This is a genomic window from Gemmobacter sp., assembly GCF_046292685.1.
GTDB lineage: Bacteria > Pseudomonadota > Alphaproteobacteria > Rhodobacterales > Rhodobacteraceae > Wagnerdoeblera.
In genome coordinates this window covers 1-24,489 of the sequence record NZ_JBKBQM010000043.1, presented here as the reverse complement: position 1 = coordinate 24,489, position 24,489 = coordinate 1, and the positions used below count along the sequence as shown (strand labels likewise).

General features: G+C 71.3%; 24 protein-coding genes. 20 read left to right on the top strand and 4 right to left on the bottom strand.

Annotated elements, in window-relative coordinates; all coding sequences use genetic code 11:
- Window positions 1-823, bottom strand: an 823-nt coding sequence (locus tag ACK4S2_RS12035; RefSeq protein ID WP_409624531.1) for an aminotransferase class I/II-fold pyridoxal phosphate-dependent enzyme, incomplete at its 3' end; no start/stop codon positions are given.
- Between the two features lie 136 nt (window positions 824-959).
- Between ACK4S2_RS12035 and argS the strand changes: the two genes are divergently transcribed.
- The 11 genes from argS (at window position 960) to tdh (ending at window position 11,688) form a co-directional block, all read left to right on the top strand.
- Complete coding sequence (gene argS / locus ACK4S2_RS12030) at window positions 960-2,702, top strand: arginine--tRNA ligase (RefSeq protein WP_409624528.1); 1,743 nt, start codon at window positions 960-962, stop codon at window positions 2,700-2,702.
- Window positions 2,703-2,792: 90 nt separating this feature from the next.
- Window positions 2,793-3,668: an SPOR domain-containing protein gene (locus ACK4S2_RS12025; protein WP_409624525.1), complete on the top strand. Its 876-nt coding sequence runs from the start codon at window positions 2,793-2,795 to the stop codon at window positions 3,666-3,668.
- A complete protein-coding gene (locus ACK4S2_RS12020) occupies window positions 3,665-4,666 on the top strand; it encodes a glycoside hydrolase family 3 N-terminal domain-containing protein (protein WP_409624522.1) in 1,002 nt (333 codons plus the stop codon). The genes ACK4S2_RS12025 and ACK4S2_RS12020 overlap by 4 nt, the downstream gene beginning before the upstream one ends.
- On the top strand, window positions 4,659-5,450 hold the full coding sequence (locus tag ACK4S2_RS12015; RefSeq protein ID WP_409624519.1) for a segregation and condensation protein A: 792 nt from the start codon (window positions 4,659-4,661) through the stop codon (window positions 5,448-5,450). Before ACK4S2_RS12020 ends, ACK4S2_RS12015 begins: the two co-directional genes overlap by 8 nt.
- Window positions 5,447-6,088: an SMC-Scp complex subunit ScpB gene (gene scpB / locus ACK4S2_RS12010; RefSeq protein WP_409624516.1), complete on the top strand. Its 642-nt coding sequence runs from the start codon at window positions 5,447-5,449 to the stop codon at window positions 6,086-6,088. The genes ACK4S2_RS12015 and scpB overlap by 4 nt, the downstream gene beginning before the upstream one ends.
- Before the next feature lie 35 nt (window positions 6,089-6,123).
- Window positions 6,124-6,336: a hypothetical protein gene (locus tag ACK4S2_RS12005; protein WP_409624514.1), complete on the top strand. Its 213-nt coding sequence runs from the start codon at window positions 6,124-6,126 to the stop codon at window positions 6,334-6,336.
- Between the two features lie 71 nt (window positions 6,337-6,407).
- Window positions 6,408-7,715, top strand: a complete 1,308-nt coding sequence (locus ACK4S2_RS12000; RefSeq protein WP_409624511.1) for a replication-associated recombination protein A — start codon at window positions 6,408-6,410, stop codon at window positions 7,713-7,715.
- Window positions 7,716-7,820: 105 nt separating this feature from the next.
- A complete protein-coding gene (locus ACK4S2_RS11995) occupies window positions 7,821-8,381 on the top strand; it encodes a helix-turn-helix domain-containing protein (protein ID WP_409624509.1) in 561 nt (186 codons plus the stop codon).
- Window positions 8,382-8,519: 138 nt separating this feature from the next.
- The gene (locus tag ACK4S2_RS11990; protein WP_409624506.1) at window positions 8,520-9,710 is read left to right on the top strand and encodes a glycine C-acetyltransferase; all 1,191 of its coding nucleotides are present in this window, start codon (window positions 8,520-8,522) and stop codon (window positions 9,708-9,710) included.
- On the top strand, window positions 9,707-10,666 hold the full coding sequence (locus ACK4S2_RS11985; RefSeq protein WP_409624503.1) for a PLP-dependent cysteine synthase family protein: 960 nt from the start codon (window positions 9,707-9,709) through the stop codon (window positions 10,664-10,666). The genes ACK4S2_RS11990 and ACK4S2_RS11985 overlap by 4 nt, the downstream gene beginning before the upstream one ends.
- The gene (tdh, locus tag ACK4S2_RS11980) at window positions 10,663-11,688 is read left to right on the top strand and encodes an L-threonine 3-dehydrogenase (protein WP_409624500.1); all 1,026 of its coding nucleotides are present in this window, start codon (window positions 10,663-10,665) and stop codon (window positions 11,686-11,688) included. Before ACK4S2_RS11985 ends, tdh begins: the two co-directional genes overlap by 4 nt.
- Window positions 11,689-13,128: 1,440 nt before the next feature.
- Here the strand turns inward: tdh and ACK4S2_RS11975 are convergent.
- The 3 genes from ACK4S2_RS11975 to ACK4S2_RS11965 form a co-directional block, all read right to left on the bottom strand.
- Window positions 13,129-13,998, bottom strand: a complete 870-nt coding sequence (locus ACK4S2_RS11975; protein WP_409624534.1) for a lysophospholipid acyltransferase family protein — start codon at window positions 13,996-13,998, stop codon at window positions 13,129-13,131.
- 2 nt (window positions 13,999-14,000) lie between these two features.
- Window positions 14,001-14,786, bottom strand: coding sequence for a GNAT family N-acetyltransferase (locus ACK4S2_RS11970; protein WP_409624497.1), 786 nt, complete (start codon window positions 14,784-14,786; stop codon window positions 14,001-14,003).
- 129 nt (window positions 14,787-14,915) lie between these two features.
- Window positions 14,916-15,095: a DUF3553 domain-containing protein gene (locus tag ACK4S2_RS11965; protein ID WP_409624494.1), complete on the bottom strand. Its 180-nt coding sequence runs from the start codon at window positions 15,093-15,095 to the stop codon at window positions 14,916-14,918.
- 30 nt (window positions 15,096-15,125) lie between these two features.
- Between ACK4S2_RS11965 and ACK4S2_RS11960 the strand changes: the two genes are divergently transcribed.
- From ACK4S2_RS11960 to ACK4S2_RS11920, 9 genes are all read left to right on the top strand, one after another.
- A complete protein-coding gene (locus ACK4S2_RS11960) occupies window positions 15,126-15,737 on the top strand; it encodes a histidine phosphotransferase family protein (protein ID WP_409624491.1) in 612 nt (203 codons plus the stop codon).
- 187 nt (window positions 15,738-15,924) lie between these two features.
- Complete coding sequence (locus ACK4S2_RS11955) at window positions 15,925-17,337, top strand: DEAD/DEAH box helicase (protein ID WP_409624488.1); 1,413 nt, start codon at window positions 15,925-15,927, stop codon at window positions 17,335-17,337.
- Between the two features lie 421 nt (window positions 17,338-17,758).
- Complete coding sequence (locus tag ACK4S2_RS11950; RefSeq protein WP_409624485.1) at window positions 17,759-18,355, top strand: thymidine kinase; 597 nt, start codon at window positions 17,759-17,761, stop codon at window positions 18,353-18,355.
- Between the two features lie 29 nt (window positions 18,356-18,384).
- Complete coding sequence (locus ACK4S2_RS11945; RefSeq protein WP_409624482.1) at window positions 18,385-18,636, top strand: hypothetical protein; 252 nt, start codon at window positions 18,385-18,387, stop codon at window positions 18,634-18,636.
- Between the two features lie 54 nt (window positions 18,637-18,690).
- Window positions 18,691-19,836, top strand: coding sequence for an amidohydrolase (locus ACK4S2_RS11940; RefSeq protein ID WP_409624479.1), 1,146 nt, complete (start codon window positions 18,691-18,693; stop codon window positions 19,834-19,836).
- An 83-nt stretch (window positions 19,837-19,919) separates the two neighbouring features.
- The gene (locus ACK4S2_RS11935; RefSeq protein ID WP_409624476.1) at window positions 19,920-20,633 is read left to right on the top strand and encodes a ribonuclease activity regulator RraA; all 714 of its coding nucleotides are present in this window, start codon (window positions 19,920-19,922) and stop codon (window positions 20,631-20,633) included.
- A 93-nt stretch (window positions 20,634-20,726) separates the two neighbouring features.
- The gene (gene polA, locus ACK4S2_RS11930; protein WP_409624473.1) at window positions 20,727-23,555 is read left to right on the top strand and encodes a DNA polymerase I; all 2,829 of its coding nucleotides are present in this window, start codon (window positions 20,727-20,729) and stop codon (window positions 23,553-23,555) included.
- Between the two features lie 230 nt (window positions 23,556-23,785).
- A complete protein-coding gene (locus ACK4S2_RS11925; protein ID WP_409624470.1) occupies window positions 23,786-24,058 on the top strand; it encodes a hypothetical protein in 273 nt (90 codons plus the stop codon).
- A complete protein-coding gene (locus ACK4S2_RS11920) occupies window positions 24,013-24,360 on the top strand; it encodes a permease (protein ID WP_409624467.1) in 348 nt (115 codons plus the stop codon). Before ACK4S2_RS11925 ends, ACK4S2_RS11920 begins: the two co-directional genes overlap by 46 nt.
- Window positions 24,361-24,489: the final 129 nt, after the last annotated feature.

The following is a 24,489-nucleotide window of genomic DNA, read 5'->3' as shown; positions in this document are numbered from 1 at the left end:
CATGACGACGAGGGGTGGCATCGGGCACCCATACCTCGCCTCGACCAGCACGACGCTCACCGCTGCCGCCCAAACAGAGGGAAAACTGTTCCGCCTCGTGGACTTCTTCAGCAGCCTGGTAAAGCTGGATCAGAGTATCGGCCCAGTCGGGGTCGGCGAACAGCGCGTGCGGGCGGCCGGGGCGGCTGTCGAAATCGCGGTAGGTTTCGTCCACGATCAGCGCCAGCCCGCGGGCGCGCGCCAGGTCGTAAAAGGCCGCCAGCGTTTCGGCCGGGTATTCCGCCCCGCCCGGGTTGTTGGGGCTGACCAGCACGATGGCGCGCGTGCGCGGGCCGATCAGCGCGGCGGCATGGTCGGCATCGGGGATCAGGCCTTCGCCGGTCGGCAAGGGCACGGAGGCCACGCCTTGCATGTCCAGCCACATCTTGTGGTTGAAATACCACGGTGTCGGCAAGATCACCTCGTCCCCGGCCCCGGCCAGCGTCGCCATCACGGCACAGAACGCCTGGTTGCAGCCTTGCGTGATCGCCACCTGCGCGGGCTGCACCGTGCCGCCATAGCCTGCCGACCATTGCGCGGCGATTTCGGCCCGCAACTCCGGCAGGCCCAGCACCGGGCCGTAAAGATGCGCCGCATCGTTGCCCAGCGCCGCCTCGGCAATCGCCTGGCGCAGACCCAGCGGCGGCGGATCGACCGGCGCCGCCTGGCTGACGTTGACAAGGCCAAGCCCGGGGGGCAGCGCGGTTTCGGTCAGCCAGCGCCGCGCCTCCATCACCGGGGGGGCAAAGGTGGCGGCCATCGCGGGGTTCAAAGGATGGATCATCGCGGTCTCCCTGTTGGCGGCCACAGTGGCGCGGGGGCGCGTGCGCTGCAAGGGGCCAGCGCCGCATCGGCACCAAGCCCCGGTTGCCCTTTGGGCCCCGCCGCGCTACACCCGCGCAATCCCGAGGATGGATCCGATGAACCTGTTCGATCAACTGCGCACGGCCGTTCTGGCCGCGCTGGATACGCTGGAAACCGAAGGCACCCTGCCCGCCGGTCTGGACCGCACCGCCATTGCGGTGGAACCGCCGCGCGACCCGGCGCATGGCGACATGGCCACCAATGCCGCGATGGTGCTGGCCAAGCCCGCCGGCAAGCCCCCCCGCAGCATCGCCGAGGCGCTGGCCGCCCGCCTGGCCGCCGACCCGCGCATCGCCAGCGCCGAGGTGGCCGGCCCCGGCTTTCTGAACCTGCGCCTGGCGCCGCAGGTCTGGCAGGCGCATGTCAACGAAATCCTGCACGCCGGCACCGGCTATGGCCGGTCGTCCATCGGCAACGGCCGTGCGGTAAACGTGGAATTCGTCTCGGCCAACCCCACCGGCCCGATGCATGTGGGCCACGTCCGCGGCGCGGTGGTGGGCGACGCGCTGTCGAACCTGCTGGCCTTTGCCGGCTGGCGGGTCACACGCGAATACTACATCAACGACGGCGGCGCGCAGGTCGATGTGCTGGCGCGTTCGGCCTACGAACGCTACCGCGAAGCGCATGGCCTGAACCCCGAAATCCGCGAAGGCCTCTACCCCGGCGACTACCTGATCCCCGTGGGCGAGGCGCTGAAGGCGAAATACGGCGACAGCCTGCTGGACAAGCCCGAATCCGTCTGGCTGGCCGATGTGCGCGACTTTGCCACCGACATGATGATGGCGATGATCCGGGCCGATCTTGCGGCCCTGGGCGTGCAGATGGACGTCTATTCCAGCGAAAAGGCGCTCTACGGCACCGGCAAGATCGAGGCCGCGCTCGAGGCGCTGCGCGCCCAGGGCCTGATCTACGAAGGCGTGCTGGAACCGCCCAAGGGCAAGACCCCCGAAGACTGGGAACCCCGCGAACAGACCCTGTTCCGCTCCACCCTGCACGGCGACGACGTGGACCGCCCCGTGCGCAAGTCCGATGGCGGCTGGACCTATTTCGCCCCCGACATCGCCTATCACTACGACAAGGTGCAGCGCGGCTTCGACGAGCTGATCGACATCTTCGGCGCCGACCACGGCGGCTATGTCAAGCGGATGAAGGCCGCCGTGTCGGCCCTGTCGGGCGGCCGCGTGCCGCTGGACATCAAGCTGATCCAGCTGGTCAAGCTGTGGAAGAACGGCGAGCCGTTCAAGATGTCCAAGCGCGCCGGCACCTTCGTCACCCTGCGCGACGTGGTCGAGGAGGCGGGCGCCGACGTGACCCGCTTCATCATGCTGACCCGCAAGAACGACGTGGCATTGGACTTCGACTTTGCCAAGGTGCTGGAACAGTCAAAGGACAACCCGGTGTTCTACGTGCAATACGCCAATGCCCGCGTGCATTCGGTGCTGCGCAAGGCCGCCGAGGCGCAGGTCGACGTGTCGGACCAGGCGCTGATGGCCGCCGACAAGGCCGCGCTGTCGCATCCGGCGGAACTTGCGCTGATCGCCAAGCTGGCTGAATGGCCGCGCCTGGTCGAGATTGCGGCGCGCGCCAATGAACCGCACCGGGTCGCCTTCTATCTTTACGAACTGGCCTCCGACTTCCACGGTTTCTGGAATCGCGGCAACGACGACCCGGCCTTGCGCTTTGTCCAGGACGATTCCGCCACGACACAGGCGAAAATCGCCCTCGCCCGGGCAACGGGCGTTGTCATTCGCGCCGGTCTTGCTATTCTGGGTGTCAGGCCGGTCGAAGAAATGCGCTGATCCACAGGCGCCGCGCCCGGCAGATACAGGCAAGCGCGGGGCCACCCGCGCCAAGGCATGTGCGGGGCGACCCGCACGGCGGAGCAGGGCATGGCAGAGGCACAATACGACTCGTTCGTCACGAGGGCGCCGCGCGGCGCGCGGCTGATGCAGGCGGTGAACATCGCCGCTGCGCTGACCACGGTTGCGGTGGTGGCCGGGGCTGCGGTCTGGGGCTACCGGCTTGCGGTTCGCGATGCGCATGGCGTGCCGGTCATCCAGGCGATGGAAGGGCCGATCCGCATCGCCCCGGAATCGCCCGGGGGCAAGGTCGCCGCCCATGTCGGCCTGTCGGTCAACCGCATCGCCGCCGAAGGCACCGCCGGCGAGGTGCCCGAGCGCATTCGCCTGGCCGAGCCTCCGCTGGATCTGGAAAGCGACGATGCCCCCGGCATCGGCGCCGCCGCGCCCCTGCCCGTGTCCGAGGCCGATACGCTGGCCCGCACCCTGGCCCTGGCCGAGGAACTGGCCCGGCAAGCCGCCGCCGAAGCCCTGGCGCCAGAGGCCGCCGCCGAGCCCGAGCCGGTGGACCTGCCGCCCGGCGCCTTGCGCCAGTCACCCCGCCCCATGCCGCGCCCGGCGCGCTCCGCCGATGCCGGGGTGCTGACCAACGCCACCACCCTTTCGGCCGCGCTTGCCCCCGCGGCGGTGGAACGCGCCCCCGAAAGCCTGCCCCCCGGGACCCGGCTGGCGCAGATCGGCGCCTTCGACGACCCCGAAACCGCGCGCCGCGAATGGGATCGCATCGCCACCCGCCACGCCGCCCTGTTCGAAGGCAAGGCCCGGGTGATCCAGCCTGCAACCTCGGTCGGGCGCACCTTCTACCGGCTGCGGGTCCAGGGCTTCGAAACCGAGGACGACAGCCGCCGGTTCTGCTCCGCGATCGAGGCGGGCGACCTGCGCTGCATCCCGGTCACCACAAGGTGAGCCTTTCGGCCTGCATCCTGGGCGTGCAAGGCACGGTGCTGGGCGCCAACGAGGCCGCCTTCCTGCGCGATGCGGCGCCCTGGGGCCTCGTGCTGTTTGCGCGCAACGTCGAAAACCCCGCCCAGTTGCGGCGCCTGACAGGCGATCTGCGCGCGGCGCTGGGGCGCGAGGCGCCGATCTTCGTCGATCAGGAAGGCGGGCGTGTGCAACGGCTGCGCGCACCCCACTGGCACGAATACCCCGCCATGCTGGATCTCGCGCCGTCCGGCCCGCTGGCCTTTGCGCTGGCCGGCCGGATGCTGGCGGCCGAACTGCGCGCCGTGGGTATCGACGGCAATTTCGCCCCCTGCGCCGATATCGCCTGGCCCGAAACCCACCCCTTCCTGCGCAACCGCTGCATGGGCACGACGGCCGCGCAGGTTGCCGCCCACGCCCGCGCGCTGGCCGGCGGCCTGCTTGCGGGCGGGGTTCTGCCGGTGGTCAAGCACATGCCGGGCCACGGGCGCGCCACCCGGGACAGCCACAAGGAAACCCCGCTGATCGACCAGCCGCGCGCCGCGCTCGATGCCACCGATTTCGCGCCGTTCCGCGCGCTGGCCGATCTGCCCTTGGGCATGACCGCCCATATCCGCCTGCCCTGGCTGGGCGAGGCGCCCGCCACCATGAACCCGGCGGCCCTCGCCATGATCCGGGGCGACTGGGGCTTTGGCGGCGCGATCATGACCGACGACATCGGCATGGGCGCGCTGGCCGGCCCGATCCGCGACCGCGCCGCCCGCGCCATCGCGGCAGGCTGCGACCTGGTGCTGCACTGCAACGACGATCTCGCCGGCTTTGCCGCCGCCGCCGCCGGGGCCGGCCCGCTGGCCGGACCGGCGCTTTCGCGCTGCGAGGCCGCACTTGCCGCGCGCCGGCCCTCCGAATCCGTTGACTTCGCGGCCCTTGCCGCCGACCTTGCCGCCATGACCCAAGGCCACCCCGACGCCGCTCATGGCTGACAGCGACCTGTTCCCCGAGGGCCCTGCCCTTTCGGTGCCCGACCGCCTGGCGGCCGAGGCACTGATCGTGGACGTGGACGGGTTCGAAGGGCCGCTCGACCTGCTGCTCACGCTCTCGCGCACGCAAAAGGTCGATCTGCGGCGGATTTCGGTGCTGCAACTGGCCGAACAATACCTCGCCTTCGTCACCCGCGCGCGCGACCTGCGCATCGAACTCGCCGCCGACTATCTGGTGATGGCGGCCTGGCTGGCCTACCTGAAATCCCGCCTGCTGCTGCCGCCCGACCCCGAAGAACCCGGCCCCAGCGCCGAGGATCTGGCCGCGCATCTCGCCTGGCAGCTGGAACGGCTGCAAGCCATGCGCGAGGCGGCGGCCAACCTGATGGCCCGCGACCAGCTGGGGCGCGATTTCTTTGCCCGCGGCGCGCCCGAAGGCATCGCCCAGCTGCGCACCGTGCAGCACACCGCCACGCTGCTCGACCTGATGCAGGCCTATGCCCGCATCCGCACCCGCGACGAATTCCGCCCCTATGCCTTCGACCGCAAGAACGTCTACACGATGGAACAGGCGCTGGACCGGCTGCGCGGCCTCCTTGGCTATGCCGGCGACTGGGTGACGCTGATGTCCTTTCTGCCCGACGACTGGCAAGGCGACCCGATGCGCCGGCGCTCGGCCACGGCGGCGCATTTTGCCGCCGCGCTGGAACTGGCCAAACAAGGTGCCGTCCAGCTCAGCCAGACCGAAACCTTCGCCCCCTTGCGCCTGCGCGTGAAACCGGCATGACCCGCACCGACGATGCCCCATCGCTGTTCGCCGCCCCGCCGATGGCGGAACAGGAACGCATGGTCGAGGCGATCCTGTTCGCCGCCTTCGAACCCGTCACCGTGGCCGAACTGTCGCGCCGCCTGCCGCCGGGCTGCGACGCGGCCGAGGCGCTGGCCCACCTGCGCCGCCGCTACGAAGGCCGCGGCGTGCGCGTGGTGCGCGTGGGCGATGCTTACGCCTTTCGCACCGCGCCCGACCTCGGCCACCTGATGCGCAACGAACAGGTGGAAATCCGCAAGCTCAGCCGGGCCGCCATCGAAACGCTGGCGATCATCGCCTACCATCAGCCGGTGACCCGCGCCGAAATCGAGGAGATCCGCGGCGTCGCCGTCTCGCGCGGCACCATCGACCAGCTGCTCGACCTCGAATGGGTCCGGCTCGGACGGCGGCGGATGTCGCCGGGGCGGCCCGTCACCTTCGTGGTCACCGAACGGTTCCTCGACCATTTCGGCCTCGAATCCGCCCGCGACCTGCCCGGCCTGCGCGAACTGCGCGCGGCGGGCCTGCTCGATTCCCGCGCCATGCCGGGCAGTGCGCCCGCCGCCGACGACGACGACCTGCCCGATCCCGGGCAATCCGACCTGTTCCAGACCTGACCCCCGCCGACCTGACCCCAACCGCGAGACCCGCCATGAACTTCGACCAGATCGTCAACACCATCAGCCGCATCTTCCTGCGCCGCGCCGTCAACTGGGGCCTCAACAAGGGCATCGACACCGTGGCCGGCAAAGGCAAGCCCAAGGGCCAGATGACCGAGGCCGAACGCCACCTGGCCAACAAGGGCCGCGAAACCGCCAAGATGGCGCGCAAGGCCGCCCGCATCACCCGCCGGCTGGGGCGCTGACCACGCACCCTTCCCCCCCCCGGCGCGGCGCGCCCTTCCCCATCGGCACGGCGCGGCCTATCCTGCCCGGCATGAGCGATCTGTTCGATACCCCCGCCGCGGGCCCCTCTGCCCCGCGCCCGCTGGCCGACCGGCTGCGGCCGACCGCGCTGGATCAGGTGATCGGCCAGGCCGCCGCCCTCGCCCCCGACGGCCCGCTTGGCGCCATGCTGGCGGCCGGGCGGCTCTCCAGCCTCATCCTGTGGGGCCCGCCCGGCGTGGGCAAGACCACCATCGCCCGCCTGCTGGCCGATGGCACCGACCTCGCCTTCGTCCAGATCAGCGCCATCTTCACCGGCGTCCCCGACCTGCGCAAGGTGTTCGAGGCCGCCCGCCTGCGCCGCGCCCAGGGCCGCGGCACCCTGCTGTTCGTCGACGAAATCCACCGCTTCAACAAGGCGCAGCAGGATGGCTTCCTGCCCCACATGGAAGACGGCACCCTCGTGCTGGTCGGCGCCACCACCGAAAACCCGTCCTTCGAACTGAACGCGGCGCTGCTCAGCCGCGCCCAGGTCATCGTGCTCGACCGGCTCTCGCCCGACGACCTCGACCGCCTCGCCGCCCGCGCCGAGGCCGAACTGGGCGCCCCCCTGCCCCTGACCGCCGACGCGCGCGCCGCACTGCTCGGCATGGCCGATGGCGACGGGCGTGCGCTCTTGAACCTGATCGAACAGGTGGCCACCCACCGCGGCCCGCCGCTCGACCGCGCGGCCCTCGCCAACCGGCTCATGCGCCGCGCCGCGAAATACGACAAGTCGGGCGAGGAACATTACAACCTCATCTCCGCCTTGCACAAATCGGTGCGCGGCTCCGACCCGGACGCCGCCCTCTACTGGTTCGCCCGCATGCTCGAAGGCGGCGAAGACCCGCGTTTCCTCGCCCGCCGCCTGACCCGCATGGCGGTCGAGGATATCGGCCTCGCCGATCCGCAGGCCCAGGGCCTCTGCCTCGACGCCTGGAACAGCTACGAAAGGCTCGGCAGCCCCGAAGGCGAACTGGCCCTTGCCAACGCCGTGGTCTACCTCGCGCTGGCGCCCAAGTCGAACGGCGTCTATGCCGCCTGGAAATCCGCCCGCAAGGCCGCGCGCGACACCGGCAGCCTTGCGCCGCCGAAACACATCCTGAACGCGCCGACGAAACTGATGCAATCCCTCGGCTACGGCGAAGGCTACGCCTACGACCACGACGCCGAAGACGGCTTTTCCGGGCAGAACTACTTCCCCGACGGCCTGCCGCGCCCCGCCTTCTACAACCCGCCCGAACGCGGCTTCGAACGCGAGTTGCGCAAACGGCTCGACTGGTTCGCCCGCCAGCGCGCCCGTCGCCAAGGCGGCAGTTGACAGCGGCCCGCGCAAGCCCAACCCTGCTTTCACCTTGATCCAAATATCCCGCGGGGGTCCGGGGGCGCGAAGCCCCCGGTCCGCCGCCTCGCCCCGGACCGCCCGATGACCGACCAGCCCGACATCACCGCCCGCCTTGCCACCGCCCTGCGCGAGGCCCGCCGCGCCCGCGGCCTGTCGCTCGATGCGGTGGCGAAACTGTCGGGCGTGTCGCGCTCGATGGTCAGCCAGATCGAACGCGGCGAATCCTCGCCCACGGTGGCCACACTGTGGAACCTGACCCGAGCCTTGCAGGTGGATTTCGCCGGCCTGCTCGATGCCCCCGCCCCCCCCGCGATCGAGGTGGTGCGCGCCGCCGCCGCCCCCACCATCGCCGGGCGCGGCACCGGGGTGACGATCCGCATCCTTTCCCCGCCCGAAACCGCCGGCAGCCACGAGGTCTACGACCTCGATTTCGCGCCCGGCGGCCGCCTCGTGTCCGAGGCGCACGGCCCCGGCTGGCGCGAACACCTGACGGTGATCGCCGGCTCCCTGCACGTCGCCAGCGGCGATGCGGCCGAACTGCTCCACCCCGGCGATACCGCGCGCTACCCCGCCGACCGCCCGCACCGGATCGAATCGACCGGCGGCCCGGCGCGGGCGCTGCTGATCGTGCAAGGCGCCTGAGGTGGCCGGCGGCCCGGTCCGCCCGCTGCACCGCCCGCCGCGGGGCCGGCGCCTGTATCCGTTTCAGCGGATATCTTCCGCCATATTGACATGCACGCCGCGCCGCGCCATATTCCGCCAAATCGGAGGCTATCCACCATGACGGAATCCATCTTCCTCGCCCACCTCGCCGAAACCCTGCGCGGGATCGAATCCGAAGGGCTCTACAAACGCGAACGCCAGATCCTCGGGCCGCAAGGCGGGCGCGTGCGGCTGGCCGGCGGGCGCTCGGCGGTGAACCTCTGCGCCAACAACTACCTCGGCCTCGCCGATCACCCTGCGCTGATCGCCGCCGCGAAACAGGCGATGGACAGCCACGGCTACGGCCTTGCCTCGGTGCGCTTCATCTGCGGCACGCAAGACCTGCACCGCGCGCTGGAACAGCGTCTGGCGCGCTTCCTCGGCACCGACGACGCCATCACCTTTGCCGCCTGTTTCGATGCCAACGGCGCCTTGTTCGAGCCTCTGCTGGGCCCCGAGGACGCCGTGGTTTCCGACGCGCTGAACCACGCCAGCATCATCGACGGCATCCGCCTGTCCAAGGCGCGGCGCTATCGCTATGCCACGTCGGACCTGGCCGATCTGGAACGCCAGTTGCAGCAGGCCCGGGCCGATGGCGCGCGCTTCGTGATGGTCGCCACCGACGGCGTGTTTTCCATGGATGGCACCCTCGCCCCGCTACCGGGCATCCGCGCGCTGGCCGACCGTCACGGTGCGCTGCTGATGGTGGACGATTGCCACGCCACCGGCTTCATCGGCCCGCAAGGGCGCGGCACGCCGGCGCATTTCGGCCTGCGCGCCGATATCCTGACCGGCACGCTGGGCAAGGCCCTGGGCGGCGCCCTGGGCGGCTACATCGCCGGGCCGCAGCCGGTGATCGACCTGTTGCGCCAGCGGGCACGGCCTTACCTGTTTTCCAACGCCCTGCCCCCGGCGATCACCGGCGCGGCGCTGGCCGCGCTCGACCTCGTGGAACAGGCCGACGACCTGCGCGCCCGCCTGTTCGATAACGCCGCCTACTGGCGCGCCGGGCTGACCGACGCGGGCTTTGCGCTGCGGCCCGGCAACCACCCGATCATCCCGGTGATGCTGGGCGATGCGCGGCTGGCGCAGGCGATGGCGGCCGAACTCGACGCCCGCGGGGTCTATGTCGCGGGGTTCTTCTACCCGGTCGTGCCGCAGGGCCAGGCCCGCATCCGCACCCAGATGAACGCCGCGCTGACCCGCGACGACCTGGATTTCGCGCTCGACGCCTTCCGCGCCGCCGGCCGCGCCACGGGTGCGCTGTGATCCTGCCCGACGTCACCCACGCCATCGGCAATACGCCCCTGGTCGCGCTGGACCGGCTTGCGGCGCGGCTGGGCCTGCAAGGCCGGCTGCTGGCCAAGCTGGACCTGCTGCTGCCCGGCTTTTCGAAAAAGGACCGCGCCGCGCGCGCCATCCTGCAGGCCGCGCGGGCCGACGGCAGCCTGCAACCGGGCCAGACGGTGGTCGAGCTGACCTCGGGCAACATGGGCACCGGGCTTGCGATCTGCTGCGGGGTTCTGGGCCACCCCTTCGTCGCAGTGATGAGTGCGGGCAACTCGCGCGAGCGCGCGCGGATGATGGCGGCGCTGGGGGCCGAGGTGGTGCTGGTGCCGCAGGCCCCGGGCGGGGTGCCCGGCCGCGTCACCGGCGCCGATCTGGCCCTGGTCGAGGCCGAGGCCCGCGCGATCGCCGCCGCGCGGGGCGCCTTTCGGGCCGACCAGTTCCGCCACCCCGGCAACCCCGCCGCGCACGAACAGGGCACCGCGGCCGAGCTTTGGGCGCAGTCGGGCGGCACCATCACCGCGTTCTGCGACTTTGCCGGGTCGGGCGGCACGCTGGGGGGCGTCGCGCGGGCGCTGGCCCCGCGGGGCGTGCGCGCCTACGCGGTAGAGCCGGCGGGTGCCGCCGCGCTGGCGCGGGGCGATACCGGCCACCCGGACCATCCGATCCAGGGCGGCGGCTATCTGATGGCCGATCTGGCGCACCTGCACGGCGCGCCGCTGGCCGGGTATCTGACGGTCGGCGGCGACCAGGCGCGCGCCATGGCGCGCCTGCTGGCGCGGCATGAAGGCATCTTCGGCGGGTTTTCCGCCGGCGCCAACCTCGCCGCCGCCGTTCAACTGCTGCAAGGCCCCGAACGCGGCGGCACCGTAGCCTTCGTCGTCTGCGATTCCGGGCTGAAATACCTGTCCACCGATCTTTGGGAGGATACCCCATGAAGACGCTTGCCAAGCTGCACCCCGAGATCGGCCTGTGGCAGGACGACCGGCCCATCCCCGAGCCGGGGCCCGACGACGTGCTGATCCGCGTCCGCAAGACCGGCATCTGCGGCACCGACATCCACATCTGGAACTGGGACGACTGGGCGGCGCGGACGGTGCCGCTGGGGCTGGTCACCGGGCACGAGTTCGCCGGCGAGATCGTGGCGCTGGGGGCCAACGTCACCGATCTGGCGGTGGGGCAGCGCTGTTCGGGCGAAGGCCACCTGATCGGCCGGCATTCGCGCCAGAGCCGCGCCGGCAAGTTCCACCTCGACCCCGAGACGCGCGGCATCGGCGTGAACGAACCCGGCGCCTTTGCCGAATACCTGCGGCTGCCGGCCTTCAACGTGGTGCCGCTGCCCGACAGCATCCCCGACGAGATCGGCGCCATCCTCGACCCGCTGGGCAATGCGGTGCATACCGCGCTGTCCTTCGACCTCGTGGGCGAGGACGTGCTGATCACCGGGGCGGGGCCCATCGGGATCATGGCAGGGGCGGTGGCGCGGCACGTGGGCGCGCGGCATGTGGTCATCACCGACATCAACCCCGACCGGCTGGCGCTGGCGGCCGAGGTGGCCGACGTGATCCCGGTGAACGTGGCGCAGGAGGATCTGCGCGCGGTGATGGCCCGGCTGAAGATGCAGCAGGGCTTCGACGTGGGGCTGGAGATGTCGGGCAACCAGCAGGCGCTGGACCAGATGGTGGAAAGCCTGGTGATGGGCGGCAAGATCGCGCTGCTGGGCATTCCGCCCGGCAAGTCGCCGGTGGACTGGTCGCGGATCGTGTTCAAGGCCATCACCATCAAGGGCGTCTATGGCCGGGAAATCTTCGAGACCTGGTACAAGATGATCGCCATGCTGGAAAACGGCCTGGACGTGCGCCGCGTCATCACCCACCGCTTTCCGGCCGACCGCTTTGCCGAAGCCTTCGAGGTGATGCGGTCGGGCAAATCGGGCAAGGTGGTGCTGGACTGGGGCTGAGGCCCCCGCCGCCCGGGCGAATGTCCCTGCGAGGGACATTTCTGCGCGTCAAAGATATCAATGGCTTGCGCGGCCGTTTTAACGAATTGTCAACACATCCCCGCCCTGCGGCTGCATGGTCGCAGGCCTGCGCCTGCGCCGGGGTTTTCCGGCCCGAGGTCTTGCGGGGGCGGTCGTTCCTTCGCCGGGCGATGCGGTCGGGGGCGCGAAGGGAGCTTTGGCGCCGGCCGGGCCCGCCTGGGCAGGCGCGGGCGCCGAAGGCCCCTGGCGGTCGCCTGCGCGCGGCGGTGCCACGGGGCATGGGGGCGCTAAACCGCATGTCGGCCCTGAGGCGACGGGGACGGGTTGAGCCTTGCCGGTGTCCGGGGTGGCTGGCGTCCGGGGGCGCTGCCCCCGGGCCCCCGGGATATTTGTGGCAAGGTGAAAGGGGGGCAGCGCGCTGGTGCGGCAGGGGGCGTGAGGCCTAGGCGGGCGGCGGTGGCGGGTGCGGGGCGGCGGTGGGGGGGGTGGTGCCGGCGGGCGGAGAAGGGCGTGTCGCGGCGGTCTGGTCCGGCGGCTGGCGGACTGCGACGAAGGATGCCGGGCGAGGCGCCGGCGTGCGCCGCCCGGCCCGGGTTTGCGCCGAGGTCGGCCCCGGACATGGGCGTGCCGGCCCGCCCGCGGGCAAGACCCCGGGCCGCCCCCCGAGCCCGGCGCCCGGACCGCGCACGAGCGCCCGGCAGTGCCATCCGCGGGCACCGATGCCGCACGCGGCCGCCCCGCCCGCGCCAGCCTCTGGCAGAGCGTGCCGCGCCGACCGGCCGAGGATCGGCCCGATCTTTTGCCGGGGCGCCGCGCAGGCCGGATGCCGCCCCTGGCGCCCCCCCCCGCCGCTCCGGGCCTCGGGGGGGGTGCGGTTCGGACTGGCGCCAAGGGAGGCTTGACGAATGACCGGACCCGGCGCGGCCGAGGGGGCCGCGGCGGCGGGCGGAGGGGGGCCGGCGGTCTGGCACCTGGGGGCCTTGCGCGCCGGCGTGGCGCTGCCGGTGCCCGGCGGGCCAGCCGTGACGCGGTTGTTGCCCGAGGGCGGCGCCCCGGCGCCCGTGGTGCCGGTGGCGCAGGGCCTTGCCGGGTCGCGCCAGCCGACGGCGCCTTGCGCGCGGGCGCGGGCGCGGGCGCGGGCGGGCGCCGGTGCAAGAGACGGCAGGCCGGTGGTCGGGCGGCCTGCGCCGCGCCGCCGGAGATGGGTTCTGCCGCACCCAGGGGCGCGGCGACGCGGCAGGTGCTGCCGGGGGAACGTGTTGAAACCTCAACGATTCCCGGGGGATGGCACGCCCGCCCCCGACCGGCGCCTTCGGCGCGCCGCCACGCGCTGCGCAGGCCGGGGGCCGACCGCGCGCCGCGCCATCGCCCCCCTGCCAGACCTGCGGTGTTGCGGTTGGTTCGGGAGGCGGAGATATGTCAGTCGCTGGCCGCTGCGGCGCCGGCGGGAACGGCCGCTGCGGCGCCCGAGGCCGCGCCGGGAAAGGCGCTGCGAACCGCGGCCTCGCAATGGGCGGCCAGGGCCTTGCGGTCGGCAAAGTCGGCCACGCGCACGGGGTCGTGGAACACCACCTCGACCCCGCCGGGGCGGCGCACGGCGAGGGTCTTGAGCAGGTGGGAGCCGAACTCCATGTCGCCCCACCAGCCGTAGAAGCGGGGGTCTTCGCCGGCGGGGGCGGTGTAGATCAGCGTCACCGGCTGCACCCACAGGATGCGGTCGAGCCCGTCGGCAAAGAAGGCCGCGAACAGGGTGGACTTGAAGGGCAGCACGCGCAGCCCGTCGGTCGAGGTGCCTTCGGGAAAGAACAGAAGCTTGTGCCCGGCGCGAAGGCGGGCCTCGAACAGATTCTTTTGCGCCAGCGCCTGCGCGCCCTTGCGCTGGATGAACACCGTGCCGGTGGCGCGCGCCAGCCAGCCGATGCCGGGCCAGCCGGCCACCTCGGATTTCGAGACGAAGTAGATGCGCTGCGGCGCGTTCAGGGCGAAGATGTCGAGCCAGCTGGCGTGGTTGGCCACCACGGCGCCGCGGTGCGGCATCGGGCGGCCGCGCACCACGAACCGCATGCCCATGATGCGAAAGGCCGAGCGGCAGACGAACTGCGTGATATGCGGCGTCAGCGGGCGTTGCAGGCCGAACAGCGGGCGTTCCGCCAGCCGCACCAGCAGCAGCAACCCGAGGCAGCCGAAGGTGACGCCGCCCAGCACCAGCCCGCGCGCGAGGGCCCGCAGCCACCCGAGCGGCCCGATGCGCCCGCCCCCGGGGTCGTCCCCGGCGCCCGGCCACAGCATCGTCACGCCGCGCCCCCGGATTTGCGCTGGTAATACTGGCGGTGCTTTTCGGACATGCGGCCGGTGTCCATCAGCAGGCAGACGTCGGTGGTGTTGAAATCGTGGTCGATCCAGGCGCCATCGCCGACAAAGCCGCCCAGCCGCAGATAGGCCTTGATGAGCGCGGGGGTGGCGGCCATTGCGGCGCGGCGGTCGATCCGGTCGGGGGGCAGCAGGTTCATGTCCAGCCGGTGCGGCGGGCGGGCGACCACGCGCAGGTCGGGCGGCGCCAGATGGTGGTGGAACAGATAGGCCAGCGGCGCGCGCAAGGCGGCAACATCGGTGCCGTGAAAGCTGGCGGTGCCGAACATCACCTCGATCTGGCGGTCGAGGACATAATCGGCCAGCGCGTTCCACAGGTGATACATCGCCGTGCCGCCGCGGTAGTCGCGGTGCACGCAGGACCGGCCCAGTTCCAGCAGCCGCCGCCCCGAGGCCTTGAGCCGCGTCAGGTCGTATTCGGTTTCGGAGTAAAAGCCCCCGGCCGCCGCGACCCGGTCGCAAGGCAACAGGCGGTAGACGCCGACCACGTCTTCCAGCCGGTCGCCGTCGCGCCGGGTGTCGATGAGCAGGAGGTGGTCGAAATAGGGGTCGAAGCGGTCGGCCTCCAGCCGCGCGGCGTGATCGACCATCGGGCCATCGCCGCCCAGCTCGGCCACGAACACCTCGTAGCGCAGGCGCTGCGCCGCGCGCAGGTCGCGGTCGTCGCGGGCCAGTCGCAGGGTGAAATGCGGCTCGGTCGGCGTCATGGGCGAGGTCGGTCCGGGCTTGGGCCGGGCAGCCCGGCGGCAAGCGGCTTTTAGCATCGCCGCCGGGCATTGCAACCGAATCCGACCCCAGGTTGCATTCTGCGAAGGCTGCGCTATCTTGCGGTGTGTTCAGCGGTAAACCGGCGTCAGCGTCACGTATTCGGACATCAGCACGACCTTGCCTTCGTGTTCGAAGTTTACCGTGACCCGGCCGCCGATGTTCGATTGCACCTGCCCCAGCCCCCATTCGGGGTGCGCGGGGTGCACGACCAGCATTCCGGGTTCCAGCATGTCGTTCAGGTGGCGCAAGGCGAGGCTCCGGTGACGAAAGGGGACGACGTGTCGGACGATCCAGATCTTGCGGCCCTGCTGGGGTCGCGCATCTGCCATGACCTTATCAGCCCTTTGGGCGCCATCGGCAACGGGGTGGAGCTCCTGATGCTCGATGGCGGGGCGGCGCGCCCCGAGGTGGCGCTGATCGCGCAAAGCGTGGCCAGCGCCCAGGCGCGCATCCGGTTTCTGCGGGTGGCCTTTGGCGTGTCGGGGGGCGAACAGCGCATGGGGCGGCCGGAAATCCTCGGGCTGCTGCGCGACTGGACCGATGGCGGGCGGCTGGCGGTGGACTGGCAGGTCACGGGCGACTTGCCGCGGGCCGAGGTGCGGCGGGCGTTCCTGGCGCTGTTGTGCCTGGAAAGCGCGCTGCCCTTTGGCGGCACGATCCGGGTCGGGCGCGAGGGGCCGGTGTGGACGGCGCAGGCCGCCGGGCGGCGGCTGAAGGTGGAGCCGGGGCTGTGGGCGCTGTTGACCGATGCGGCGGCGGCGCAGGCGCTGACCGCGCCGCAGGTGCAGTTCGGCCTGTTGCGGCGCGAGCTGATGAACGGCCCCGGGCCGGCCCGCGTCGATGTCGGCGAAACCGCGCTGGATCTGGCCTGGGGGCCCGGTGCGGCTTGACATCGGGCGGCGCAGGCCCCATGTGCAAGGCGTCTGTCAGCCCCGTGCCGCGTGAGCACCGATCGGGCACAGGCAAGGTTCCCACCATCACGCAGGGGCACCGAAACCGGCAAGCGCCCGGGCATTCGCCCTGGCGTCGTCTGCCGGTGTTCCCTTGTTGCGCCCCCGGACGGGGGACGGAGCCGACATGACCACCTTTGCCGACCTGGGCCTTGCGCCCAATCTTCTCAAGGCGCTGGAGCGCCTGCAGTTCACCACCCCGACGCCGATCCAGGTGCAGGCCATTCCCGAAGTGCTGAAGGGCCGCGACCTGATGGGCCTGGCGCAGACCGGCACCGGCAAGACGGCGGCCTTCGGCCTGCCGCTGCTGAACCGGATTCTGGGGCTGGGCCACCCGCCGGCGCCGCGCACGGTGCGCGCGCTGATCCTGGCGCCCACGCGCGAGCTGGTGGGCCAGATCGCCGACCACCTGATGCAGTTCACCCGCGGCACCTCGGTGAAGGTGCTCAAGGTGATCGGCGGCGCCTCGCTGAACAAGCAGGCCGAGGCGCTGGCGCGCGGCGCCGATGTGCTGGTGGCCACCCCGGGCCGGCTGATCGACCTGCTGGAACGCCGCGCGCTGACGCTGGATGCCACCGGCTATCTGGTGCTGGACGAGGCCGACCAGATGCTGGACATGGGCTTCATCCACCTGCTGCGCAAGATCGCGCGCCATCTGCCGCTGAAGCGCCAGACGCTGATGTTTTCGGCCACCATGCCCAAGCTGATCGACGAGCTGGCCGCGGAATACCTGCGCGACCCGGTGAAGGTGGCGGTGAACCCGCCGGGCAAGACGGCCGACCGCATCGACCAGGCGGTGCATTTCGTCAACCAGGGCGACAAGGCCAGGCTGCTGGAGACCTACCTGCTGCAACACCCCGGCGAGGCGGCGCTGGTGTTCAACCGCACCAAGCACGGCGCGGAAAAGCTGATGAAGCTGCTGGTGTCCTGGGGCTTTTCGGCCGGGTCGATCCACGGCAACAAGAGCCAGAACCACCGCGAGCGCACGCTGGCCGCCTTCCGCAACGGCGAGCTGGATGTGCTGGTGGCCACCGATGTGGCCGCGCGAGGCATCGACATTCCGCTGGTGCGCCATGTCTACAACTACGACCTGCCGAACGTGCCGGACAACTACGTGCACCGCATCGGGCGCACGGCGCGGGCCGGGGCATCCGGCAAGGCGGTGGCCTTCTGCGCGCCCGCCGAGATGGAGGAATTGCGCGCCGTGGAAAAGGTGACCGGCCAGCCGATTCCGGTGATCGGCGGCACCCCGCACGCCGGCGGGGTCGCCCGGCCCACGCACGCGCCGCGCCGCCCCGGCCAGGAACAGGGCGGGGCCAGACCGCGGCCGCCCAAGGCCGCGGCGCGCCCGGGCGCCAAGCCCGCCGAAGGCGCGGCGGCGGCCAAGCCGCAGGCGCAAGGCCCGCGCGGCGGCAAGCCCGCCCCGCGCGCCGGCGACCAGCCCGCCAAGGCCAGGCCGCAGGCCCCGCGCCCGCAAGGCCAGCCGAACCGCCGTGCCGAAGGCGGCGGCGCCCGCCCGCCGCGCCGGCCGGCCAACTGACGAAAGCCCCCCGCAACCCCGCCCCGCCGCGCCGGGGGCCGGGGGCCGTGCAGGTGCCCGTTAATCGGATGAAAACCCGGCGCGGGTAAGGTCGGCATCGGGCCTTGGCCCCTTGTGCGGTAACCAGTGGTCGGTGTCCCCAGCACCGGCAATGGGTGGGGGTTCGTCGCGCCGCAGTCCCTTGCGGGACGGCCGGGCTACCGGCCGCGCGGCGGACCCGGTTCCGGGCGGCGGGTGCCAGCGGGGTGTTGCGCGCGGGGTGTTGCGCGCGGGGTCGTTCCCCAAGCGGGTGGTTCCGGCCGGGGTCTTTCCGGCTGGCGCCTTTCCGGCCGGGATGGTGCCCGCCGGGGGCCGTGTTTCCCGCCGGGTTCCCGCCGCGGGCGTCTTGCCGGCGGCACCGGCGCCCGGTAACGGTGCGCGCATGGCCAAGCTCTATTTCCACTATTCCACCATGAACGCGGGCAAATCGACGCTGCTGTTGCAGGCAGCGCACAACTACCGCGAGCGCGGCATGGTGCCCTGGCTGCTGACGGCGCAGCTGGACACCCGCGCGGGCGCAGGGCGCATCGCCAGCCGCATCGGCATTGCCGAACCGGCCGAAACCTTTGCCCAAGGCGACAACATGTTCGCGCGGGTTGCGGCCCGGCTGGACCGCGGCCATGTCGATTGCATTTTCCTGGACGAGGCGCAGTTCCTGACGCGCGCGCAGGTCTGGCAGCTGGCGCAGGCGGTGGACGACCTGGGCGTGCCGGTGATGTGCTATGGCCTGCGGGTGGATTTCCGGGGCGACCTGTTTCCGGGCTCGGCCGCGCTGCTGGCCCTGGCCGACGAGATGCGCGAGGTGCGCACCATCTGCCATTGCGGCAAGAAGGCCACGATGGTGGTGCGCCTGGGCCCCGACGGCCAGCCGCTGAAGCAAGGCGCGCAGGTGCTGGTGGGCGGCAACGAAACCTATGTCAGCCTGTGCCGCCGGCACTGGCGCGACGCGATGGGCGACCGGCCGGCCTTGCCCGAATGATGCCGCATTCCTGCGGCAGGCTGTGCCGCATGGATGCCGTGCTGACCCACTTTTACCAAACGATGTTCTGGCCGCTGGTGCTGCTGTTCGGCGGGGCCTGGGTGGCCTTGCGCCTGCTGCGCGGGCTGGCGTTGCGGGTGCTGCCCGGCTGGCTGGCGGGGCCCGGGGGGCTGCTGATCGACACTTCGGGCCGGCGGATGGGCCTGTTCGACCGCGACTGGGGGGGCGGCGGGGATTCCGGCCCCCCCGGCCCGAGCGCCGGCGATGGTCGCTGCGACTGAGCGCTTGACCCCGGCGCAGGCGTCGGTCACCCCTTGGGCAACCCGGGGGATGCCATGCTGACCAATGCCGACCTGACCCGACTGACCGCCTTGCGCCGCCGCCTGCACGCGCATCCCGAGGTGTCGGGGGCCGAGGCCTGGACGGCCGGGACGGTGGCCGAGGCCCTGCGCGCGCTGGGCTGCGGCCAGGTGGTGACGGGCCTGGGCGGGCATGGGGTGGCGGGTGTCTGGGCGGGGGCGGAACCGGGGCCGACGGTGATGATGCGCTGCGAGCTGGACGCCTTGCCGATTGCCGAAACCGGCGCGGTGCCGTGGCGGTCCACCATCCCGGGCGTGGGGCATCAGTGCGGGCATGACGGGCATTCCGCGATCCTTCTGGGCCTGGCGCGGCTGCTGGCGCGCCGGCCGCCGGCGCGGGGGCACGTTGTGCTGCTGTTCCAGCCGGCCGAGGAAGACGGGTCGGGTGCTGCGGCGGTGCTGGCGGACCCGGCCTTTGCGCCCTTGCGGCCCGACTGGGCCTTTGCGCTGCACAACATGCCGGGGCTGCCGCTGGGCGCGGTGTGCGTGCAGGCGGGGCCGGCCAACTGCGCCAGCGTCGGGTTGAAGGTGGTGCTGACCGGGCGCACGGCCCATGCCTCGGCCCCGGAAACCGGGGTTTCGCCGGGGCCGGCGCTGGCGCGGCTGATCCCGCAGGTGATGGCGCTGGGGCCGGGGGGCGATCTGGACGAAGGGTTCCGCCTGGTGACGGTGTGCCATGCGCGGCTGGGGGAGCCGGCCTTTGGCATCGCGCCGGGGCAGGCCGAGCTGTGGTTGACGCTGCGCACGCTGCACGATGCCGGGATGGCCGCCTTGCGCGCCGAAGTGGGCGCGGCGGTCGAGGCGGCGGCAGCGGCCGAAGGGCTGGCGGTGGCGATGAGCACGCATGACGATTTCGCCGCCTGCACCAACGATCCGGCCGCAGTCGCGGTGCTGGAGCGTGCGGTGGCGGCTTGCGGGCTGGCGCGGGTGGATGGCGGCTTTCCGATGCGCGCGTCCGAGGATTTCGGGCGCTTTGGCACGGTCGCGCGGTCGGCCATGGTGCTGCTGGGGGCGGGGGTGGATTGCCCGGTGCTGCACGCGCCCGATTACGATTTCCCCGACGATCTGATCGACCCCGGGGTGCGGCTGTTCGCGGCGCTGTGCCGCGATCTGACCGGCTGACCCTTTCCCCTGCCCCGGGCTTTCGCTAGGCTTTGCGCGAGCGCCCCGCCCCCCCCCCCCCCCCCGCGCAAAAGGAAGACCCGATGAGCCTGACCCCCGACCTGCGTGCCGCCTTGCACGGCGTGACCACGGCCACCCTGACCACGGTGCTGCTGAAACAGGGCCTGCGCAACTGCTGGATCCGCGGGGCGATGCCGCTGACGGGGGCGGCGCGCGGCACCCGCGTGGTGGGCGAGGCCTTTACGCTGCGGTTCATCCCGATGCGCGAGGATCTGGCGACGCCCGCAAGCTGGGGCAACCCGATTTCCACCCGCGCCGCCATCGAGGCGATGCCCGAAGGCGCGATCGCCGTGGCCGATGCGATGGGCGTGACCGATGCCGGCATCTTCGGCGATATCCTGTGCCAGCGCATGGCGGTGCGCCGGGTGGCCGCCCTGGTGACCGACGGGGTGATGCGCGACCTCGCCGGGGTGGAGGGGACCGGCCTGCCGGTCTGGGCCCGCGGGACGGCGGCGCCGGCCAGCATCGCCGGGCTGACCTTCGTGGGCTGGAACGAGCCGGTGGCCTGCGGCGGGGTGGCGGTGTTTGCCGGCGACGTCATCGTGGCCGATACCGACGGCGCGGTGGCGATTCCGAAGGACATGGTGGCGGCGGTGGCCGAGGCCGCGGTGGAGCAGGAGGCGATGGAGGCCTGGATCATGGAGGAGGCGCGCAAGGGGGCCGCCTTGCCGGGCCTTTATCCGATGAATGCCGAGACGAAGGCGCGCTACGATGCCTTTCGGGCCGGCAAGGGCTGACGGCGCGGAACCGGGGGCGCTGCCCCCGGACCCCCGGGATATTTCGAGACAGAAAATGCGGGGCGGCGGGCCCCGGAGCAAAGGGGTCGGGCGATGACATTCGGCAAGGGGCATCACCTGCATCTGATCGACGGGTCGGCCTATATCTTTCGCGCCTATCACGCGCTGCCGCCCTTGACGCGGAAATCCGACGGGCTGCCGGTGGGGGCGGTGGCGGGGTTCTGCAACATGATCTCGCGCTATGTGGACGGGAACGGCAGCAGCAAGGATGCGCCGACGCATGTGGCGGTGATCTTCGACCATTCGTCGAAGACGTTCCGCAATGCGATCTACCCCGACTACAAGGCCAACCGGCCGCCGCCGCCCGAGGACTTGCGCCCGCAGTTCCCGCTGACGCGCGAGGCGAGCCGGGCCTTCAACCTGGCGACCATCGAGGTGGAGGATTACGAGGCCGACGACATCATCGCCACGCTGGCGCGGGCTGCGCGCGAGGCGGGGGGGCGGGTGACGATCATCAGTTCCGACAAGGATCTGATGCAGCTGGTGGGCAACGGGGTCGAGATGTTCGACCCGATGAAGAACAAGGCCATCGGCGTGCCGGAGGTGGAGGAGAAGTTCGGCGTGCCGCCGGCGCGCGTGGTGGATGTGCAGGCGCTGGCCGGGGATTCGGTGGACAACATTCCCGGTGCGCCGGGGATCGGGCTGAAGACGGCGGCGCTGCTGATCAACGAATACGGCGACCTCGACACCCTGCTGGCGCGGGCGGGCGAGATCAAACAGCCCAAGCGGCGCGAGGCGCTGGTGGAGAATGCCGAGAAGATCCGCATGTCCCGCGCGCTGGTGACCTTGAAGGACGACACGCCCTTGCCGGTGAGCCTGGACGACCTGGAGGTGCGCGAGCCGGACCCGGAGGCGCTGATGGGGTTTCTGACGGCGATGGAGTTCCGCAGCCTCACGAAGCGCATCGCCGAGCGGCTGAAGATCGACCCGCCGGCGATGGCGGCTGCGCGCCCGGCGAGCGACGACCATCCCGAGCCCGAGGTGGCGAGCGTTGCCGTGCCCTTCGACCATGGCGCCTATGCGACCATCCGCGATGCGCAGACGCTGGCCGGCTGGATCGCCGCCGCACGCGAGCAGGGTTTCGTCGCGGTGGATACCGAGACCACGAGCCTGGACGAGATGCGCGCCGATCTGGTGGGGGTGAGCCTGGCGCTGGCGCCCGGAAAGGCGGCCTATGTGCCGCTGGGCCATGTGGCGGGCGGGGGCGACCTGTTCGGGGCGGCGGCGCGCGCCGAAGGGCAGATGGGGCTGGACGAGGCGCTGGCGATGCTCAAGCCGCTGCTGGAGGACGACTCGGTCCTCAAGATTTTCCAGAACGCCAAGTACGACTGGAAGATCCTCGCCCGTCACGGCATCCGGGTGGCGCCGTTCGACGACACCATGCTGATGAGTTCGGCGCTGTTCGCGGGCCTGCACAGCCACGGCATGGACGAGCTGTCGGAGCGGTATCTGGGCCATGTGCCCGTTCCGATCAAGACGTTGCTGGGCAGCGGCAAGGCGCAGATCACCTTCGAGCGGACCGACATTGCCGAGGCCACGCGCTATGCCGCCGAGGATGCCGATGTGACGCTGCGGCTGTGGCAGGCGTTCCGGCCGCAGCTGCACGGCAAGCGGGTGACCACCGTTTACGAAACGCTGGAGCGCCCGCTGGTGCCGGTGCTGGCCGAGATGGAAATGGCCGGCGTGCGGGTGGACCGCGATACGCTGTCGCGCATGTCCAATGCCTTTGCCCAGAAGATGGCGGGGCTGGAGGACGAGATCCAGACCCTGGCCGGCGAGCGGTTCAACGTGGGCAGCCCCAAGCAGCTGGGGGAAATCCTGTTCGAGCGCATGGGCGTTCCGGGCGGGGAAAAGGGCAAGACCGGCGCCTGGGCCACGGGCGCCGAGGTGCTGGAAGACATTGCCACGCTGGAGGATACCCACCCGCAGGCCGCCCGTCTGGCGGCGCGCGTGCTGGACTGGCGGCAGATTTCCAAGCTGAAGTCCACCTATACCGATGCGCTGCAGGACCACATCAACCCCGACACCGGGCGGGTGCATACCTCGTATTCGCTGGTGGGGGCGGTGACGGGGCGCTTGTCCTCGACCGACCCCAACCTGCAGAACATCCCGATCCGCACCGAGGAGGGGCGCCGCATCCGCGAGGCCTTCGTGGCCGGGCCGGGGCGGGTGCTGGTAAGCCTGGACTACAGCCAGATCGAGCTGCGCATCCTGGCGCATGTCGCGGGCATCCCGGCCTTGAAGCAGGCGTTCCGCGACGGGCTGGACATTCACGCCATGACGGCCTCGGAAATGTTCAACGTGCCGCTGGAGCAGATGACGCCCGAGATCCGCCGGCAGGCCAAGGCGATCAACTTCGGGGTGATCTACGGGATCTCGGGCTTTGGCCTGGCGCGCAACCTGCGCATTCCGCGCACCGAGGCGCAGGGGTTCATCGACCGCTATTTCGAGCGTTTCCCCGGCATCCGCGAATACATGGACCGCACGGTGGCCGGGGCGAAGGAGACGGGGTTCGTCGCAACCCTGTTCGGGCGGCGCATCCATACCCCGGAAATCAACGCGCGCGGGCCGGGGGCGGGCTTTGCCCGGCGCGCGGCGATCAACGCGCCGATCCAGGGCACGGCCGCCGATATCATCCGCCGCGCGATGGTGCGGGTGCCGGCGGCAATTGCGGGCCTGCCGGCGACCATGCTGTTGCAGGTGCATGACGAGCTGCTGTTCGAGGTGGACGAGGCCGCGGCGGCAGAACTGGCCGCGCGCGTCAAGGCAGTGATGGAAGGGGCCGCCGCGCCGGCCGTGCATCTGGATGTGCCGCTGGTGGTGGAGGCCGGGCAAGGCGCAAGCTGGGCCGCCGCGCATTGAAAGGCCCGGCCGGCGGCGCGCCGGCGGGGGGCCGCCTGATCCAGATCACGGCACGCGCGGCTTGGGTATGCGCAGATGCGGCAGAAGCGGAGAACAGCGATGCGCGATGCCAGTCTGTCGGGCCTTGTCGGGCCGACCCGTCTTGCGGCCCCGGGGCGGTTGTCGCGGCATGGGCAGGGGGAGCGGGGCGCATGAGCGTGTCCGGCTGGCTGAACGACCAGTAGCTGCGGATGAGCTGGCTCAACGACCTCGTGGGTGCAGGGGTTGCGGCCATCGGGCTGGACCCGGCCTCGCGGCTGGGCGGGTCGGTGCAATTTTTTGTCTATGACGTGGTCAAGATCTTCATCCTCTTGTCGGTGCTGATCCTTGCGGTCTCTTACGTCCAGAGCCATTTCCCGCCCGAGCGCACGCGCGCCATGCTGGGCGGGCGGGCCTGGGCGCCAATGTGCTGGCGGGCGTGGGCATCGGGGCCGCGATCCACAACCGGGTGCCGGCCGACGTGATTTCGGCGCTGCTGGGGCAGGACAAGTGGTGGTCGGTTCCGGTGGCGGTGCTGGTCGGCATTCCCATGTATGCCGACATCTTCGGCACCCTGCCGATCGCCGAGGCGCTGGTGGGCAAGGGCGTGGGGCTGGGCACGGTGCTGGCCTTCACGATGGCGGTGACGGCGCTGTCGCTGCCGTCGCTGATCCTGCTCGGGCGCGTGGTCGGGCTGCCGCTGCTGGTGGCCTTTACCGGGGTCGTGACGCTTGGCATCGTGTCCATCGGGTTCGTCTTCAACGCCGTCTCGCTTTGGTTCATCTGAGAAAGGACCGGCGTTGTTGCACAACTCTGACCGTGCGGGATTCACATCGTGAATCCATGCGGTTAGACAGACCGGATGAGCAAGCCGATACCCGCCCGCTACCGCACGACGAACTGGTCCAGCTATACT